Source organism: Streptomyces sp. NPDC093544, assembly GCF_040683495.1.
In the GTDB taxonomy this organism is placed as follows: domain Bacteria; phylum Actinomycetota; class Actinomycetes; order Streptomycetales; family Streptomycetaceae; genus Streptomyces.
Genome location: NZ_JBFBEA010000007.1, coordinates 56,134 through 72,435, shown reverse-complemented (window position 1 = coordinate 72,435; position 16,302 = coordinate 56,134). Strand labels below are relative to the sequence as shown.

15 protein-coding genes are annotated in these 16,302 nt (G+C 69.9%); 6 read left to right on the top strand and 9 right to left on the bottom strand.

Annotated features, from left to right (window positions below):
* Positions 1-13: 13 nt before the first annotated feature.
* From AB0N66_RS12015 to AB0N66_RS11995, 5 genes are all read left to right on the top strand, one after another.
* The gene (locus AB0N66_RS12015; protein WP_365431965.1) at positions 14-1,531 is read left to right on the top strand and encodes an MFS transporter; all 1,518 of its coding nucleotides are present in this window, start codon (positions 14-16) and stop codon (positions 1,529-1,531) included.
* 208 nt (positions 1,532-1,739) lie between these two features.
* A complete protein-coding gene (locus tag AB0N66_RS12010) occupies positions 1,740-2,501 on the top strand; it encodes a DeoR/GlpR family DNA-binding transcription regulator (protein ID WP_365431962.1) in 762 nt (253 codons plus the stop codon).
* A 155-nt stretch (positions 2,502-2,656) separates the two neighbouring features.
* The gene (pfkB, locus tag AB0N66_RS12005) at positions 2,657-3,610 is read left to right on the top strand and encodes a 1-phosphofructokinase (RefSeq protein WP_365431959.1); all 954 of its coding nucleotides are present in this window, start codon (positions 2,657-2,659) and stop codon (positions 3,608-3,610) included.
* Between the two features lie 556 nt (positions 3,611-4,166).
* The gene (locus AB0N66_RS12000) at positions 4,167-6,296 is read left to right on the top strand and encodes a fructose-specific PTS transporter subunit EIIC (protein ID WP_365431956.1); all 2,130 of its coding nucleotides are present in this window, start codon (positions 4,167-4,169) and stop codon (positions 6,294-6,296) included.
* Positions 6,297-6,424: 128 nt separating this feature from the next.
* Positions 6,425-6,718 carry a hypothetical protein gene (locus tag AB0N66_RS11995; RefSeq protein ID WP_365431953.1) on the top strand — a complete coding sequence of 98 codons (294 nt, stop codon included), beginning with the start codon at positions 6,425-6,427 and terminating at the stop codon, positions 6,716-6,718.
* Between the two features lie 32 nt (positions 6,719-6,750).
* On the opposite strand, the gene AB0N66_RS11990 is transcribed toward AB0N66_RS11995, so the two are convergent.
* The 4 genes from AB0N66_RS11990 to AB0N66_RS11975 form a co-directional block, all read right to left on the bottom strand.
* Positions 6,751-7,500, bottom strand: coding sequence for a DUF6227 family protein (locus tag AB0N66_RS11990; RefSeq protein ID WP_365431950.1), 750 nt, complete (start codon positions 7,498-7,500; stop codon positions 6,751-6,753).
* Positions 7,501-7,657: 157 nt separating this feature from the next.
* The gene (locus AB0N66_RS11985) at positions 7,658-8,887 is read right to left on the bottom strand and encodes an Ig-like domain-containing protein (protein WP_365431947.1); all 1,230 of its coding nucleotides are present in this window, start codon (positions 8,885-8,887) and stop codon (positions 7,658-7,660) included.
* A gap of 384 nt (positions 8,888-9,271) precedes the next feature.
* Positions 9,272-10,303, bottom strand: coding sequence for a P1 family peptidase (locus tag AB0N66_RS11980; protein ID WP_365431944.1), 1,032 nt, complete (start codon positions 10,301-10,303; stop codon positions 9,272-9,274).
* Entirely contained in the window at positions 10,300-11,547 is a 1,248-nt protein-coding gene (locus tag AB0N66_RS11975; protein WP_365431941.1) for a low temperature requirement protein A, read from the bottom strand. The genes AB0N66_RS11980 and AB0N66_RS11975 overlap by 4 nt, the downstream gene beginning before the upstream one ends.
* Positions 11,548-11,743: 196 nt before the next feature.
* Between AB0N66_RS11975 and AB0N66_RS11970 the strand changes: the two genes are divergently transcribed.
* A complete protein-coding gene (locus tag AB0N66_RS11970) occupies positions 11,744-11,929 on the top strand; it encodes a hypothetical protein (RefSeq protein WP_365431938.1) in 186 nt (61 codons plus the stop codon).
* A gap of 106 nt (positions 11,930-12,035) precedes the next feature.
* On the opposite strand, the gene AB0N66_RS11965 is transcribed toward AB0N66_RS11970, so the two are convergent.
* The 5 genes from AB0N66_RS11965 to AB0N66_RS11945 all read right to left on the bottom strand — a co-directional run bounded on the left by AB0N66_RS11965 (position 12,036) and on the right by AB0N66_RS11945 (position 16,066).
* A complete protein-coding gene (locus tag AB0N66_RS11965) occupies positions 12,036-12,515 on the bottom strand; it encodes an MscL family protein (RefSeq protein WP_365431935.1) in 480 nt (159 codons plus the stop codon).
* A gap of 141 nt (positions 12,516-12,656) precedes the next feature.
* The gene (locus AB0N66_RS11960; RefSeq protein WP_365431932.1) at positions 12,657-13,295 is read right to left on the bottom strand and encodes a hypothetical protein; all 639 of its coding nucleotides are present in this window, start codon (positions 13,293-13,295) and stop codon (positions 12,657-12,659) included.
* A gap of 145 nt (positions 13,296-13,440) precedes the next feature.
* Positions 13,441-14,319, bottom strand: a complete 879-nt coding sequence (locus tag AB0N66_RS11955) for an S-methyl-5'-thioadenosine phosphorylase (RefSeq protein WP_365431929.1) — start codon at positions 14,317-14,319, stop codon at positions 13,441-13,443.
* A gap of 79 nt (positions 14,320-14,398) precedes the next feature.
* Positions 14,399-14,734 (bottom strand): FmdB family zinc ribbon protein, encoded by a 336-nt coding sequence (locus AB0N66_RS11950; RefSeq protein ID WP_365431926.1) that lies wholly within the window; start codon positions 14,732-14,734, stop codon positions 14,399-14,401.
* Between the two features lie 69 nt (positions 14,735-14,803).
* Positions 14,804-16,066: an MFS transporter gene (locus AB0N66_RS11945; protein WP_365431923.1), complete on the bottom strand. Its 1,263-nt coding sequence runs from the start codon at positions 16,064-16,066 to the stop codon at positions 14,804-14,806.
* Positions 16,067-16,302 lie beyond the last annotated feature (236 nt).

Genomic DNA, 16,302 nt, shown 5'->3' with positions numbered 1-16,302 from the left:
CTACCTTCGGTGCATGACCTCCACCGAGACCATTCTCAACAGCCCGGCCCCCGCGGCCGACCGACGCCGTTGGTTCGCACTCGCGATCGTGATGACCGCGGCCTTCATGGACCTCGTCGACGTCACGATCGTCAACATCGCGATCCCGTCCATCCAGCGGGAAGCGGGCGCCTCGGTCAGCCAGATCCAGTGGATCACGGCGGGTTACGCGCTGGCCTTCGCCGCCGGGCTCATCACCGGCGGGCGGCTCGGCGACATCCACGGCCGTAAGCGGCTCTTCCTGGTCGGCATAGGCGGATTCACGATCGCGTCGGCCTTGTGCGGCTTCGCCGCGAACCCCGAGATGCTCGTCGCCTCCCGCATCCTCCAGGGCGGGATGGCCGCGCTGATGGTGCCGCAGGTGCTGTCGATCGTGCACGCGACCTTCCCGGCGCACGAGCGGGGCAAGGTGTTCGGGCTGTTCGGCGCGGTTGTGGGACTGGGCGCCGTGTCCGGCCCGCTGCTCGGCGCACTGCTCACCGAGTGGAACCTGTTCGGCCTCGAATGGCGGCCGATCTTCCTCATCAACCTTCCGGTCGGTATCGCGGGTCTGATCCTCGGCCGCCGCTTCATCACCGAGTCCAAGGCCCCGCGGGCCCTCAAGCTCGACCTCGTCGGTGTCGCCCTCGTCGTGCTCGGCCTGGTGATGCTGCTCTACCCGCTGACGCGCGGGCGTGAGCTGGACTGGCCGCTGTGGGGTCATGTGTCGATGGCCGGTGCGTTTGTCGTCTTCGCGGTGCTGGTGGCGTACGAGAAGCGCAAGGCGCGGGTCGACGGTTCGCCGCTCGTCGAGCTCTCCCTCTTCAAGGTGAAGAGCTTCGCGGCGGGCATCGCCGTGCAGACCGTCTTCGGTGTCGGGCTCGGCATCTTCTTCCTGGTGTGGACGCTGTACATGCAGACCGGTCTGGGATGGAGCCCGCTGCGGGCCGGCCTGACCGGGGTCCCGTTCTCGATCGCGGTGTCGGCGGCGGCTGGGATGTCGGTGCAGCTGCTGGTCCCGCGCTTCGGGCGCAAGGTGCTCCAGGCGGGCGCGCTGCTCATGGCGGCCGGTGTACTCCTCTACATCTGGGAGTCCGAGCGGTACGGCATGTCCATCGCCTCCTGGCAGATGGCCCTTCCGCTGGTGGTCATGGGTGCGGGGATGGGCTTCATCGTGGCGCCGCTGACCGACGCGGTGCTGTCGGAGGTGCCGCGTGAGCATGCAGGTTCGGCGTCCGGGCTCATCAACACCGTGCAGCAGATGGGCAACGCGCTGGGCCTCGGCCTGGTGTCCGTCGTCTTCTACGGCGCGATGGCGGACCGACTGGCCCCGGCCGAGGTGGGACCGGCCTTCGTGAACGCCTTCCAGCACGCGCTGGGCTGGGTCGCGGCGGTGATGACGGCCATCTTCCTGCTGATGTTCGCGCTGCCGAAGCGGCCGGCGCAGCCTGTGGAGGGCGCGGAGGGCGCCCCGTCCGCCGAGGTCACGAAGGAGCCCGAGCTCGTTTCGTGAACCATGACTGAACGGGACTGAGCAGGACTGGGCAGGACTGAAAGGGCCCGGCACCTCACGTGCCGGGCCCTTCGTGTTGCCCGTTGCCCTCGGCAACTGGAAGTCCGTTCATGTCCGTATCGAGCCCGAACCTGTTTACTTTCTCGAAATCCGGGCGTAGCCTCCGATTGAAACCACAGGTTCGGGCATATCTCGGAGGCGAACGGACATGTACGCACCGGAGCGGCAGCAGGAGATCCTCCGGCTCGCCCGTGACGGCGGCCGGGTGGACGTGGTGTCACTGGCCGAGGAGTTCCAGGTCACCGCGGAGACCATCCGACGGGACCTGAAAACCCTGGACCGCGCGGGCCTCGTACGTCGGGTGCACGGTGGCGCGATACCGGCCGGGCGGCTGGACTTCGAGCCCGACCTCGCCGAGCGCGAGTACACGGCGGCCGATGAGAAGGACCGCGTCGCCCAGGCCGCCGTCGCCGAACTGCCGCACGACGGCACGGTGATCCTGGACGCCGGATCGACGATCGCCCGGCTCGCCGGAGCGGTCCCGCTGGAGGCGACGCTCACCGTCGTCACCCACAGCCTGCCGATCGCGGCCCGTCTCGCGGACCACCCCGGCATCCAACTCCACCTCGTCGGGGGGCGCGTGAGGCACCGTACGCGCGCCGCCGTGGACGCCTGGGCGCTCCGCGCGTACAGCGAGATCCGCGCCGACGTCCTCTTCATCGCGGCCAACGGCTTCTCCGTCTCGTACGGACTGACCACCCCCGACCTCGCCGAGGCCGCCGTCAAGCGCGCGACCATGCGCGCCGCGCGCCGCGTGGTGCTCCTCGCGGACTCCTCCAAGCACGGCCAGGAGCACTTCGCCCGCTTCGGCGACCTGAGCGATGTGGACCTGTTGATCACCGACCGAGGACTGAGCCCGGACAACGCCTCCGCCATCGAGCGCGGCGGCACCGAAGTGCTGTGCGTGTAGAGCGCCCGCGCCCGATGTCCCGAGGCGCTGTGTGTATTGAGCTGCCTGTACCGAGCTGTAGCTACTGAGCTGTATGTGCTGAGTTATGTGTATTGAGTTGTGTGTATTGAGCGGCAAGCGGTACGTGACCGCTGTGTGTTGAGAAACGAGTGCGCATGATCCTCACCGTCACCCCCAACCCCTCCCTCGACCGTACGTACGAGGTCCCGTCGCTCGACCGCGGCGAGGTCATCCGGGCCACCGGCGAACGCATGGACCCGGGCGGCAAGGGTGTGAACGTCTCGCGCGCGGTCGCGGCCGCCGGGCAGCGCACGGTCGCCGTCCTGCCCCTGGGTGGTGCGCCCGGCGCACTCGTCGCCGACCTGCTGGACGCGCAGGGCATCGAGGTCGCACCGGTCCCGATAGCCGGAGCCACCCGCTCGAACATCTCGGTCGCCGAACCCGACGGCACCATGACGAAGATCAACGCACCCGGCCCCGAACTCTCCGCAACCGAGGCCGAACTCCTCCTGGAGACCGTCCGCTCCCAGTACCGCTCCGGCGAAACCGACTGGATCACCTGCTGCGGCAGCCTGCCGCGCGGACTCGGGCCTTCCTGGTACGCCGATCTCGTCGCCCGTGCGCACGCGGCGGGCGCCCGGATCGCGCTGGACACCTCAGGCCCTGCGCTGCTCGCGGCGCTGCGGGAGCGGCCCGACGTGGTGAAGCCGAACGCCGAGGAGCTCGCGGAAGCCGTCGGGCGCCCCCTCACCACGGTGGGCGACGCGGTTAAGGCGGCCGAGGAGTTGCGCGCGTTGGGTGCGCGCGCCGTGCTCGCGAGCCTGGGCGCCGATGGCCAGTTGCTCGTGGACGACGCGGGCGCCTGGTTCGCGAGCGCACGGGTGGACGGCGTACGCAGCAACGTGGGCGCCGGTGACTCCTCGCTCGCAGGTTTCCTGATCGCCGGCGGCAGCGGCCCGAAGGCGCTGGCCTCCGCCGTCGCGCACGGCGCCGCGGCCGTCCAACTCCCCGGCAGCGTGATGCCGGGCCCCGCCGACCTCGACCCCTCCGCCGTGACGGTCACCTCGGAGATCCCGGTGGACCGCGTACTGACGGAGCCGGTGTCATGACCGCGCGCCACGCCGGACCGGCCGACACCCGATCCGGCCTCGGACTCGCCGACCTCAGGCTCGCCGGCCCCGGGGACATGGGTCCCGTACTCACTGGCCGCGGAGGCGTTGGCCTCGGGCTCGCTGGTCTCGGAGCGGTTGGCTCCAGGCTCGCTGGTCTCGGGCTTGCTGGTTTCGGAGCCGTTGGCCCCGGACGTACGGGTCTCCGACGTACAGGTCCTGGAAAGACCGGTCCCGGGCTCGCTGGCCTCGGACTCACTAGTCCCGGGCTCACTGACCAGGGAGCCGCGGGTCCCGCTCTCACCGGCCTCGCTCTCACCGGCCCCGAACCCCCCGAACCCCCCGAACCGGCCCTGAAGCGGCGGGGTTTCCCCTTCCTCGCCGCAGCCGTACGACGACGGGGCTTGCCCGGTCCCGCCGCCGGGGGGAGGAGGGGCTTGCCCGGTCCCGCCTCCCCCACCCGTCCAGTACCTCACTTCACCCCCGTCCCTACCCCCGTACTCACCCCCGCCCCCGCCCACTTCCCCCGGGCGATACGCGTGCGAAGGAGCCCGCGATGAGCGAGATGATCACCGCGGACCTGGTCGACCTCGACCTGTCCGCCGATACGAAGGAAGCGGCGGCACGAGCCCTCGCCGAGCGCATGGTGGCCCTGGGCCGGGTGACCGACCTCGACGGCTTCCTCGCCGATGTGGCCGCCCGCGAGGCCCAGATGCCGACCGGCCTCGACGGTGGCATCGGCATCCCGCACTGCCGGAGCGTTCACGTCACCGAGCCGACGCTCGCCTTCGGGCGCAGCGCGGCCGGGGTCGACTTCGGTGCGCCGGACGGGCCCGCCGACCTGATCTTCCTGATCGCCGCCCCGGCGGGCGCGGACGACGCCCACCTCACGATGTTGTCGTCCCTTGCCCGGCATCTGATGAACGCCGAGTTCACGGCCGCGCTGCGGTCGGTGGACGACGCGGCGGCCGCGGCCGCGCTCATCCGCGGGGACGAGCCCGAGGCGACAGCGACTGCCTCCGAGCCCGAGGCGGCAGCCGCCGCCTCCGATGACTCCGCGGCGGAGTCGAACGCGGCGGCCTCCGCCGACCCCGCCACGGACGGCACGGCCCCGGCGCCGGGTGCGACCGTCGAGGACGGACCCGCCCCGGCGCCGGGCGCCACCGACACCTCCGACGAGCGCCCGTTCCGTATCGTCGCCGTCACCTCCTGCCCCACCGGCATCGCGCACACGTACATGGCGGCCGAGTCGCTGGAGAACGCGGGACGCGAGGCCGGTGTTGAACTCGTTGTCGAGCCGCAGGGCTCGGCCGGTTTCACCCGGCTCGACCCGGCGGTCATCGCGGCGGCGGACGGCGTGATCTTCGCGCACGACGTGCCCGTACGGGACAAGGACCGCTTCGCCGGGAAGCCGACCGTCGACGTCGGTGTGAAGGCGGGCATCAACCGCCCCACCGAGCTGATCTCCGAGGTCCGCGGCAAGGCGGAGCGCGGCGAGGTCTCCGCGGGCTCCGCGCCCGGCACACCGGTGGAGCGCACCGGTGAGTCCGGCGAGGGCTACGGCAGCAAGCTCCGCAAGTGGCTGATGAGCGGCGTGAGTTACATGGTGCCGTTCGTCGCCGCGGGCGGTCTGCTGATCGCCCTGGGTTTCGCGATCGGCGGCTACCAGGTCAACAAGGCGCCGTCCGTCATGGACCACTTCATGTGGCTGCAGGCGGACAGCTGGGGTGCGCTGTTCTTCCAGATCGGCGGAGTGGCCTTCGGCTTCCTCGTCCCGGTCCTCGCCGGCTACATCGCGTACGGGATGGCGGATCGGCCAGGTCTGGTCCCCGGATTCGTCGGGGGCGCGATCTCCCTCACCATCAACGCGGGCTTCCTGGGCGGTCTGGCCGCCGGTCTCATCGCCGGTGCCGTGGTGATCGCGATCCAGAAGGTCAAGATCCCGAAGGCGCTGCGCGGCATCATGCCGGTGGTGGTGATCCCGCTGATCTCCGCGGCGATCGTCGGGTTCCTGATGTTCGTGGTCATCGGCAAACCCATCGCCTCCGCGCAGAAGGGCATGACCGACTGGCTCAACGGCCTCACCGGCACCAACGCCATCCTGCTCGGCACCCTGCTCGGCCTGATGATGTGCTTCGACCTCGGCGGCCCGGTCAACAAGGTCGCGTACACCTTCGCCACGGCGGGTATCGCGGTCGCGAGCCCCAGCGACTCGGCGATGAAGATCATGGCCGCGGTGATGGCGGCCGGTATGGTCCCGCCGCTCGCCATGGCCCTGGCCACCACCGTCCGCGCCAAGCTCTTCACCCAGACCGAGCGCGAGAACGGCAAGGCCGCCTGGGTCCTTGGCGCCTCCTTCATCTCGGAGGGCGCGATCCCGTTCGCCGCGGCGGACCCGCTGCGCGTCATCCCGTCGTCCATGGTGGGCGGCGCGGTCACCGGCGCCCTGTCGATGGCCTTCGGCGCCACCCTGCGCGCCCCGCACGGCGGCATCTTCGTGGTCCCGTTGATCGGCAACCCGTTCCTCTACCTGGTCGCCATCGCCGCGGGCGTCTGCGTCACCACCGCCCTCGTGGTCGTCCTGAAGGGCATGCGCAAGCAGGGTCCCGAGGGCACGGGCGCCGGGGCCGCCGACGCTCCGATATCGGCGAAGGCCCAACGCAAGGAGCCGGTGGCGGCGGCCTGAAACGCCAACCGCCTGCCCCTTTAGGGAGTCTGTGAGACGTTCATCGCATCTGTGAGCTGTTCGCCGCATCTGCGAGATGCGTCACGGTCCGGGACCAAAGTCCCGGACCGTGGTGTCTACTGGGGCGTATGCCCGAGCAAGTGTCGATCCTTCAGCTGACAGGTATGGCCGCCCTCACCCTGGCGACCGTCATCTGGGTGGTCGGGCTGGCACGCCTCCTGCGCGGAGGCGGAGGCAGGGGCAAGGGCCGCGGCCGGGGCCGAGGTCGCTCCGAAGTCGCGGTCCGGCGCCAGGGTGACGCGCTCCGGGCGATTCCCCACCAACGTCGGTCGGGTCCCGACACCGAGTCCGTCGAGCTGACCCCGCATGAGCACGCCGCTTTCGCCGGCCTGGTGCGCCAGTTCAGCGAAAGCCGCCCGTAGGCGGCCTTCGGTGGCCGACTGAGCCGTGGGTGTCAGTTGAGCCGAGCCGCGCGCCGCTCCATGGCGTCCCGCGCCGCGTCCTCGGTGGAGTACACCTCGCACATGTGCCGCCGGTCGGGCGTCGCCGTGTGTTCGACCTCCCACAGGGAGATCTCCTGCCCGTCGCGCAGCAGGAACGCGTGCTCGTAGAGCGAGAAGGACATCCCCGGCCGGCCTGTCCGGCAGGGGCGGCCGAAGGCCTGGGTGATCTGATGCGCGAACGCCTCGCGCGTCAGCAGCGTCGCGATCTCGTCATCCGGCTGATCCGGGTTCTCCGCTCGCCGTAACAGCCGTCGGGCGTGATCCGCCGAGGCGTCGGGCACGTACTCGTGCCGTGGCTCGGGGAACGGCGACAGGTGCACGAGCACGGCCAGTTCGAAGTCCGGTGTGTCAGCCGGCAGTGGCAGCCGGCCCGTGGCGGCGTTCAGCTCCTCGTCGTCGACGTACACCTCGTGCTCCGGAACGCTGCCGGGTGCCGTGTTGTGCACCAGCTCCCACAGCGTGACGGCCGATCCGTCGGCGAGCAGCCACGTGTGCCGGTACGTCTCGCGGTGCAGCCCCGCGCTGTGGTGCGCGGAGTGCAGCGAACTGTCGTGCGCCAGCGCACAGTCGAGCCGCCGTATCGTCTCGTCCGGCAGTTCGAAGGAGTTCAGGGCACGACCGAGGAGTCGCGCGAGATGCTCCTCCGGAGACTCGGGCGACTCGGGTGGTTCGTACGCTGCTGTCTCGTACGGAACGCTCAAGGTTTCTCCCGGCGTTGCTGCATGTCACCTTGTGGGTGCATACCGTAGCCCCTCGATCGGACATCATGTCCGCGAACCGAGAAAACGTACGGCCGGAAAACGGGTGGGCCGCGCGGCAAGTTCCCGCGCGGCCCACCCGGGCATCAAAAAGCCCTCGTCAGACGGCACTTCCCGTGGTCCACGCGCTCCACGACATGTTCCAGCCGTTGAGCCCGTTGTCCGGCGAGACGGTCTTGTCGGGGGAGTTCTTGACGGTCACGACGTCCCCGATGAGGGAGTTGTCGTAGAACCATTTGGCGCTGGTGTCGCCTTGCGCGCCCTGCACATCGGCGAGTCCCACACAGCCGTGGCTGGTGCCCTCCCGGCCGAAGGGCGGATTGCCCTTGTTGTACCAGTAGTTGCCGTGGATGAACGTCCCCGAAGTCGTCAGGCGCATCGCGTGCGGCACATCCGGGATGTCGTACTCGCCGCCGTAACCCACCGTCGATCCGTTCATCCGCGTCTGGACGAACTTCTCCGAGATCACCATCTGCCCGTTGTACGTGGTGTGGTCCGGGCTGCCCGCCGAGATCGGGACCTTCTTGAGGGTCTTTCCGTCCCGCACGACCGTCATGGTCTGTGTGTTGACGTCGACCGTGGACACCTGGGAACGCCCGATGGTGAAGGTGACGGTCTTCTCCTGCACCCCGAAGACGCCGTTCGCGCCCTCCACTCCATCCAGGTCGATCTTCATCGTGACCTTGGAACTGGCCTTCCAGTACTCCTTGGGCCGGAAGTCGAGCCGCTGCGTCCCGAACCAGTGCCCCACCACCTGCTGCCCGCTGCTGGAGGACACCGTGATGTGCGACTGCACGGCCTTCTGGTCGCTGATCACCTTGTCGAAGTTGAACGACACCGGCATCCCGACACCGACCGTGGTGCCGTTGTCGGGCGTGTACGTGCCGATGAAGCTGTTGCTGGAGGTGACCGTCGTGAAGATGGAGTTGGCGGCGGCCGTGCGCCCGCTCGCGTCCTTCGCCGTGGCCGATATCTGGTACTTCGTCCCACGCTCCAGCTGTTCCTTCGGCTTCCAGGAGCTGCCGTCCGCGGATATCGCCCCGGCTACGGCGGCCCCGGTCCCGGACACCGTCATCTTCACGTCGGTGAGCTTGCCGTCGCTGACCTTCACGCCGGTCGCGTTGATGGAAGCGCTCGTCGAACCGTCCTTGGCCGAGATGACGAGGGTCGCCGTGGACGTCTTGGCCGAACTCGCGCCGTTCCCAGCGTCCTTGCCGCTCTTGCTGTCCGCTTTCGCGTTGCCACCGCAGGCGGTGAGGGTGAGGGCGCCGACCATCAGGGCGGCACAGGCCCCCAGTGCGCGCCGCGCTGTTATGTCCGGCGTTGCCACGGGCTGCTCCAGATTCTCGTGATGTGGGTGATCCGCTCCAGTACGTCGAGAAAGAGCGAGCGGCGGCGGGAAGGGTTCCCTCCGTCCGCCGTGAGCGCCATCACGTGACAGAACCGGGACAATCACACCCGGCCCCGGACCCGGAATCTCAACCCTCAGCCCTCGACCTGGGCCCCGGGAACTCAACCCTCGACCCTCGACCCTCGACTCCGGCCCCGGGAACTCAACCCCCAACCCTGGCTCCGGGAACCCCGCCCTCAACCCGGCTCCGGGAACCCCGCCCTCAACCCCGGCCCGGGAACCTCCGTCCCGAGCCTGCCCACGTCCGCGCCCGCCCCCGCCACGCAAGTCCCGGCCCCCCGGGGCACTACTCCCGACGCCCGCTTACCGCGTCCCCCCGTACAACTCCTCGTACGCCGGCCACACCCCTCCCGCCCCGTCCACCGACTCCGCCGCCCGCACCGCCCGTACGATCGCCCGCGTCACCAGGTCCGCGCCCGCCGCGAGAATGTCGTTGAGCGCCAGGGGATGCTCGTCGGCGAGGGGCCGGGCGCCCGTGGCCAGCGCGAACACCGTGTCCCCGTCGTTCAGCAGGTGCACCGGGCGCACAGCGCGCGCGATGCCGTCGTGCGCCGTGCCCGCGAGCTTCTGTGCCTGGGCGCGCGTGATGTCGGCGTCGGTGGCGACGACCGCGAGCGTGGTGTGCAGCGGGGGAGGGCCGTTCTTCTCGGTGGCCTCGGTCAGCCGCCGCCGCGCCGCCTCGTGCGCCTCGACGGACGGATACGGCGTACGCCCCTGCACCAACTCCCCGTACAGCGCTCCCGTATCCGGTTGCATCACCGACCCCGCCGCGTTGGCCACCACCAGCGCGGCCACGGTGATCCCCGAGTCGAGCACGACGCTCGCGGTGCCGATCCCACCCTTGATCGTCCCGACGACCGCCCCGGTACCGGCGCCCACGCAACCCTCACACACCGGAGCGCCGGGCTCGCTCGCGTCGGCCGCCTCGACCGCCGCACGGCCCGTTGACGCGTCCGGCCTGGCCCGGAAGTCGCCGCCGCGTCCCAGGTCGAAGACCGAGGCGGCGGGAACGACCGGCACGACCTGCGCCGGATCGCGACTCACCGGTACCCCGCGCCCGCGCTCCTCCAGCCAGGCCATCACACCGGACGCCGAATCCAGCCCGTACGCGCTGCCGCCGGTCAGGACGACCGCCTCGACCTTCTGCACCAGGTTGCGTGGGTCGAGCGCGTCGGTCTCCTTGGTGCCCGGCCCGCCGCCGCGTACGTCCACGGCCGCGATGGCGCCGCCCGGAGGGGTGAGTACAACCGTGGTTCCGGTGAGCCAACCGTCGCCGGAACACGTCGCATGCCCCACCCGCAGACCCGCGACATCCGTCAGAGCGTCAACTGTCATGGCGACAGTGTTTCCCGCGTCGAGTCGCCTGCCGCCTCCCGCGTGACCATCCGCGCCGTCAACGTCACCCCGACCGCCACGGCCAGCGCCGATACGACGCCCGCCGCGAGCACCGCCCAGTCGCCCAGAAACGTGCACAGGATGATCAACAAGGCGGTGGTCGGCAGGACGGTCTGCTGGGCGATGCCCACCTTGAAGTAGCGCGAATGCAGCACCCAGACGGTGAGGAGATACAGCGCCGTCGGCAGGGTCACCGCGGCGGACGCGGCGAGTGTGGAGATGTGAGCCTTGCCGACAGCCTGTTCCACCGCCACCTCAAGGCCCGCGCCTATCGCGGCCGCCGACGCGTAGATCAGGTAGTGGCCGTACCCCCACAGGAACGACTGTCTGTTGGACCGCAGATGCCCGTGGATGGGCACCACGAAGTAGATCCACCACGCGGAGAAGACGATCAGCAGCCCGCCCGCGGCGATCGGCAGCAGCTCACCCAGCGCGTCGTTCTCGTCCACACCCGACTTCACGGCGACCGTGGCCGCGGCGATCGTCTCGCCCAGGACGATGATCGTGAACAGGCCGTACCGCTCGGAGATGTGGTGCGGATGCCAGGACGTCTGGAAGTCCTTCTCCGCGAACACCGGGACGGACAGCTCGGCGACGGCCATCACCAGGAACACCCAGGGCCGGCCGTGCTCCGGCAGGACCAGCAGTCCGAGCCAGCCGACCTGGCACAACAGCACACCGCCCGCGTACCGCAGTGCCGTCGTTCTCTCGGCGCCCTCCGTCGACCGCGCCACCCGCAGCCACTGCGCGATCATCGCGAACCGCATGATCGCGTAGCCGAGCCAGACGACCAGGAAGTCGTGGTCGTCGGACGCCTGCGACACTCCGGCGGCGAGTACGAGGACGCCGGCGATCTGTACCAGCGTGACGACCCGGTAGAGCGCGTCGTCGTTGTCGTACGCCGAGGCGAACCAGGTGAAGTTCATCCAGGCCCACCAGATCGCGAAGAAGATCATCGCGTAGTTGAGGATGCCCTCACCCGCGTGCCCCTCGGCCACGGCGTGCACCAGTTGGACGCCCGCCTGGGCGATGGCCACGACGAAACACAGGTCGAAGAACAGCTCCAGCGGCGACGCGACCCGGTGCGCCTCGTCGCGGCCGCGGGCGGTCATTCTGCGCAATGGCCCGCGACCGGCAGGCCTTGGCGTCAGAGCGGATTCGGAAGCGGAGTGGGACGACGTCATACGGCCAAGCACAGCAGAAAAGTCCCGGAAATTCTTGTGAATGTGTTCACAAGCGGCCTGGGGGTCGGAATCCCCCAGCGATGGCCGGTCAGACCCGCTGGCGCTGTCGTCCGCTGGTGGTTTCACGCCCGCCGAGGCACTGAGGCCCCCGGCCCGGCCCGAGTGGGCTGCCGACCCCTCGGCGTATCCTGAAGGCATGAGCACCGCCCCCGAACCCGAACCCCGCGCTCCCAAGCCTGCCGCGCTGGTCTTCGACGACCCGCTGAGCCAGCAGTCCTCGGACGACACGGACCGTGGGTGGGGCGAACGGCCCGGCAGCGACGGCGACAGCGCGGCCGACCTCAAACGCTTCCTCGACGAGAAGCCGCCCCACCACATCTGAGCCCCGGCGCACCAGCTCTGAGCGCCGCCCGGCCACCTCTGGGCCTCGACCCACCATGTCCGGGCCCTGGCCCACCCTCTCCGGGCCCCGGCCCAAAGCCTCGCCGTCAGTCCTCGCTGTGCCCCGAACCGCGCTGTGCCACCAAGGCGTCGCGGATCTCCTTCAGCACCTCCAGCTCGGTCACCTCCATCATTTCCTGCGTGCCCTCCTTCGCCTTCTGGCGGGCCGCCTGCCGGGCCAGGTACTTGGACATGGGCAGGACCATCAGGAAGTAGACGACGGCCGCGGTGATCAAGAACGTGAGTGTCGCGCTGAGGACGGTGCCCCACATGATCGGGATGCCCTCTGTGGCCGTGCCCGTCGCCTTGTCGAAATGGCACGGCGACTTCAGGCACGAGCTGTACTGGTCGAGGTTCTTGGTGCCGAACGCGCCCACCAGCGGGTTGATGACTCCCTTCACCACCGAGTTGACGATGTTGGTGAAGGCCGCGCCGATGACCACGGCGACTGCCAGGTCGACGACGTTTCCCCGCGTCAGAAAGGCCTTGAAGCCGTCCAGGACACTGGGTTTCTTCTTCTCGCTCACCGAGGGGCCCCTCTGTACAAGTTGTGGAACAAACAGCTCCGCAACCTACGTCAGGGCGTGCCCGGCCTGTCCAATTCGGTAGCTCCAACGAGGGACTTGACACCGATTCTTCACCCACGGTGTCACCACCGGCCCCGTCGCTCAACACAGCGTCACCGCCAGCCGTGAGGTCGTGCTCGCGCCGGCCAGTCGCGCCGCCGTGGCCCGCGGGACGGACAGGACTACCAGCGCCCCGGTCTCGGTGGCGTCGACCTCCGGGACCTCGGTGACTCGGACCCCGGCCGCGACCACTCGCGCTTCGCCCCCGGTGTCCGCCGCGACCACATCGACCCGGTCGCCGCGCCGCAGCAACCGCACCGTGGCCGCGTCGGCGATCCGCACAGGCGCCGTCACCATCTCGACCGCGCGCCGCTCGCGTACGTGGGCCGACGCGGATGTGGAAGAGGATGAGGAAGTGGCGGCGCTCGCCGGATGCCCACGCGCCCGCTCGGCGTCACGAGGGCCCGCCGCGATGAGCGCGGCCGCGGTGACCGCCAGCCCCGCGGCCACCGCTCGCCGCCTGTGCCGGGCGAGGCGCCGCAACTGATACCGCCCGCCGCGGACACGTACGGGAGCGAAGTGAGGAACCTCGCAGATCGGAGGCGCGTCCGCACCCGGCGGACGTACAAGGTCCGTGTCGGTCGGACGTACGACAGGAGCGAGAGGAGCGAGAGGAGCGAGAGGAGCGAGCTGTGCCATGGTGACCACCACCTGTGACGAGGGATCGGATTGCGATCCCACGATGAGGCTTCTTGGCCGAGCCCGTCGGAGCCCGTGGACTACCGACGGGTTGTGGACAACTCCCTCACCCGAACGGGAAGTTCCGCCCGCGTCCCGAACCGCCCCGAACCATCCGGGCCGCCCCCCATCGCCCTCGCGCCCCTCGCTACGGCAGCGCGAACCCCGGATCCATCCCGCCCAGCGCCGTCGTGCACAGGCAGTCCCGTGTCCCGTTCGCCGGCAGCCCCGCGACCGCGTCGAAGAGCACACCCCGCAGCCGGTCCACATTCGCCGCGAACACCTTCAGCACGTCGTCGTGCGAGACGCCCTCGCCGGTCTCGGCCCCCGCGTCGAGGTCGGTGACGAGGGTCAACGACGTGTAGCAGAGCTCCAGTTCGCGCGCGAGCGCCGCCTCCGGGTGGCCGGTCATACCGACCACGGACCAGCCCTGTGCCTGGTGCCACAGCGACTCGGCACGGGTCGAGAACCGAGGCCCCTCGATGACGACGAGGGTGCCGCCGTCCACCGGCTCCCACTCCCGCCCGCGCGCCGCTTCGAGGGCGGCCTTGCGCCCGACGGGGCAGTACGGGTCGGCCAGCGACACGTGCACCACGTTCGGCACCGAGCCGTCAGGCAGCGGAAGCCCGTCGAAGTACGACTGCGCCCGCGACTTCGTGCGGTCCACCAGCTGGTCCGGCACGAGCAGTGTCCCCGGTCCGTACTCCGGTCGCAGTCCGCCCACAGCGCAGGGGCCGAGGATCTGACGGGCGCCGACGGAACGCAACGCCCACAGGTTCGCCCGGTAGTTGATGCGGTGCGGCGGCAGATGGTGGCCGCGGCCGTGCCGGGGGAGGAAGGCGACCCGCCGCCCGGCGATCTCGCCGAGGAACAGGGAGTCGCTGGGCGGCCCGTAGGGGGTGTCCACCTGTATCTCGGTCACGTCGTCGAGGAAGGAGTAGAACCCCGAGCCGCCGATGACCCCGATCTCGGCCCTGTCCGTCGCCCGCTCTCCGGCAGGGCTCTGCGCGTTCTCCGTGTTCGCCATGGACGGCACCCTAACTCGGCTCAGGAAACGCCGAAGACCCTGTCGTCGTACGACGACAGGGTCCCGTAAGAACAAGGTCCTACGCGGCGGAGCTGCTACTGCTGGACGAGCCGCTGCCCGACGACTTCGAGTCCGAAGAACCCGACGACTTCGAGTCCGACGAGGACGACGAAGAGGTCGAGGGTGTCGACGACGGCTTGGAAGCCGACGCCGGCGCCGGCGAGGTGCTCGTCGACGAACCGCGGCTGTCATTGCGGTAGAAGCCGGAGCCCTTGAAGACAATGCCGACGGCCGAGAACACCTTCTTCAGGCGGCCACCGCAGTTGGGGCACTCGGTCAGGGCATCGTCGGTGAACTTCTGCACCGCCTCGAGGCCCTCGCCACACTCGGTGCACTGGTACTGGTAGGTCGGCACTGGTTCTTCCTCCTGGCACTCTCACTCAATGAGTGCTAACGACGGTCCATAGTGGCCTATTCCGAGAGATCAGTCCACCGTCACCGGCACTCGGTGACCCACGCCACGTGCGACGGTGCGGCTTGTGGGCCGCGTCGCCAGCCGTGATCGCAGAGCCACAAGGGTTATCAGAGCCAGTGCCGTACCGGCCATCGGTACCAGGAAACCGGCGCCGTCCCAGAAGCGGTCCTCCAGCTGTCCGGAGACCGTGACGGCCACCGCCTGGCCGAGTGCGACGGCTCCGGTCAGCCAGGTGAAGGCCTCGGTGCGGGTGCCTGCGGGCACCAGGCCCTCGACCAGTGTGTAGCCGGTGATCAGGGCCGGAGCGATGCACATGCCGACCAGGAGGCCGATCCCGGCGAGCACGACCAGGGAGTGGGCGGCCCACAGTCCGGAGGCGGTGAGGGCGAGAGCCGCGTACCCGAGGACGAGTCGCCGCTGCGGGGCCACCTTCCAGGCGACGGCGCCGCAGACGACGCCGGAAAGCATGTTGCCCGCGGCGAAGACGCCGTACAGGACACCGTTCAGACCGGGTTCGCCGATGGACTCACTGAACGCGGCGAGGGACACCTGCATGCCGCCGAAGACGGATCCGATGCCCAGGAAGGCCACGATCAGAACGCGCACACCGGGGACGCGCAGCGCCGAAACGTGCTCCACGCGCGCGTGCCCGTCGAGCGCGACTGTGGGCTGTGTGCTCTTCTGCGCGGCGAACAGGAGACCACCGATCAGGGTCAGCGCGGCCTCGGTCAGCAGGCCCGCGGCCGGGTCCACGGTGGTGCACAGCGCGGTCGCCAGCAGCGGCCCGAACACGAAGGTCAGCTCGTCGGTGACGGACTCGAAGGCCGCCGCGGTGGTCATCAGGGGCGAGCCCTGGAGCTTCACACCCCAGCGGGCGCGCACCATCGGGCCGATCTGCGGTACCGAGGCGCCGGTCGGCACGGCGGCGGCGAAAACGGCCCACAAGGGGGCGTCCATCAGCGCGAGCGCTGTCAAGGAGAGGCCCGACAGGGTGTGCACCAGGACGCCGGGGAGCAGCACCGCCCGCTGCCCGAGCCGGTCGGCGAGACGGCCCGTGAAGGGCGCGAACAGGGCCATGGAGACACCGGTCACGGCGGCGACGGCGCCGGCGGATCCGTACGAGCCGGTGGTGTGCTGCACGAGCAGCACGATGGAGATGGTCAGCATTGCGAACGGCTGGCGTGCGGCGAAGCCGGGGAGCAGGAACGTCCAGACGCCGCGCGTACGCAGCAGCTGCCCGTACCCGGGGCGGGAGGTGACCGTGGATGCCACGGCCCGTGCCTTTCTGCCACCTGGTAGCGCGCCCGTGCGGGGGGCGCCGAGAGCTGTCCTCTTGCGCGGAACTGCGGTAGATACCGGCTGCCCACTGCGAGGGCACCGCGGCCGCCATACGGTCGCGCCAGCTCTGCGTCAGGCAGAGTTGGTTCGATCAAAGTCTGCCTTCATCCTACAGGGATGGAGGCACGGGTGCCTGTGAAACCCAGCACCACGGCACTGTTCACCTTGAT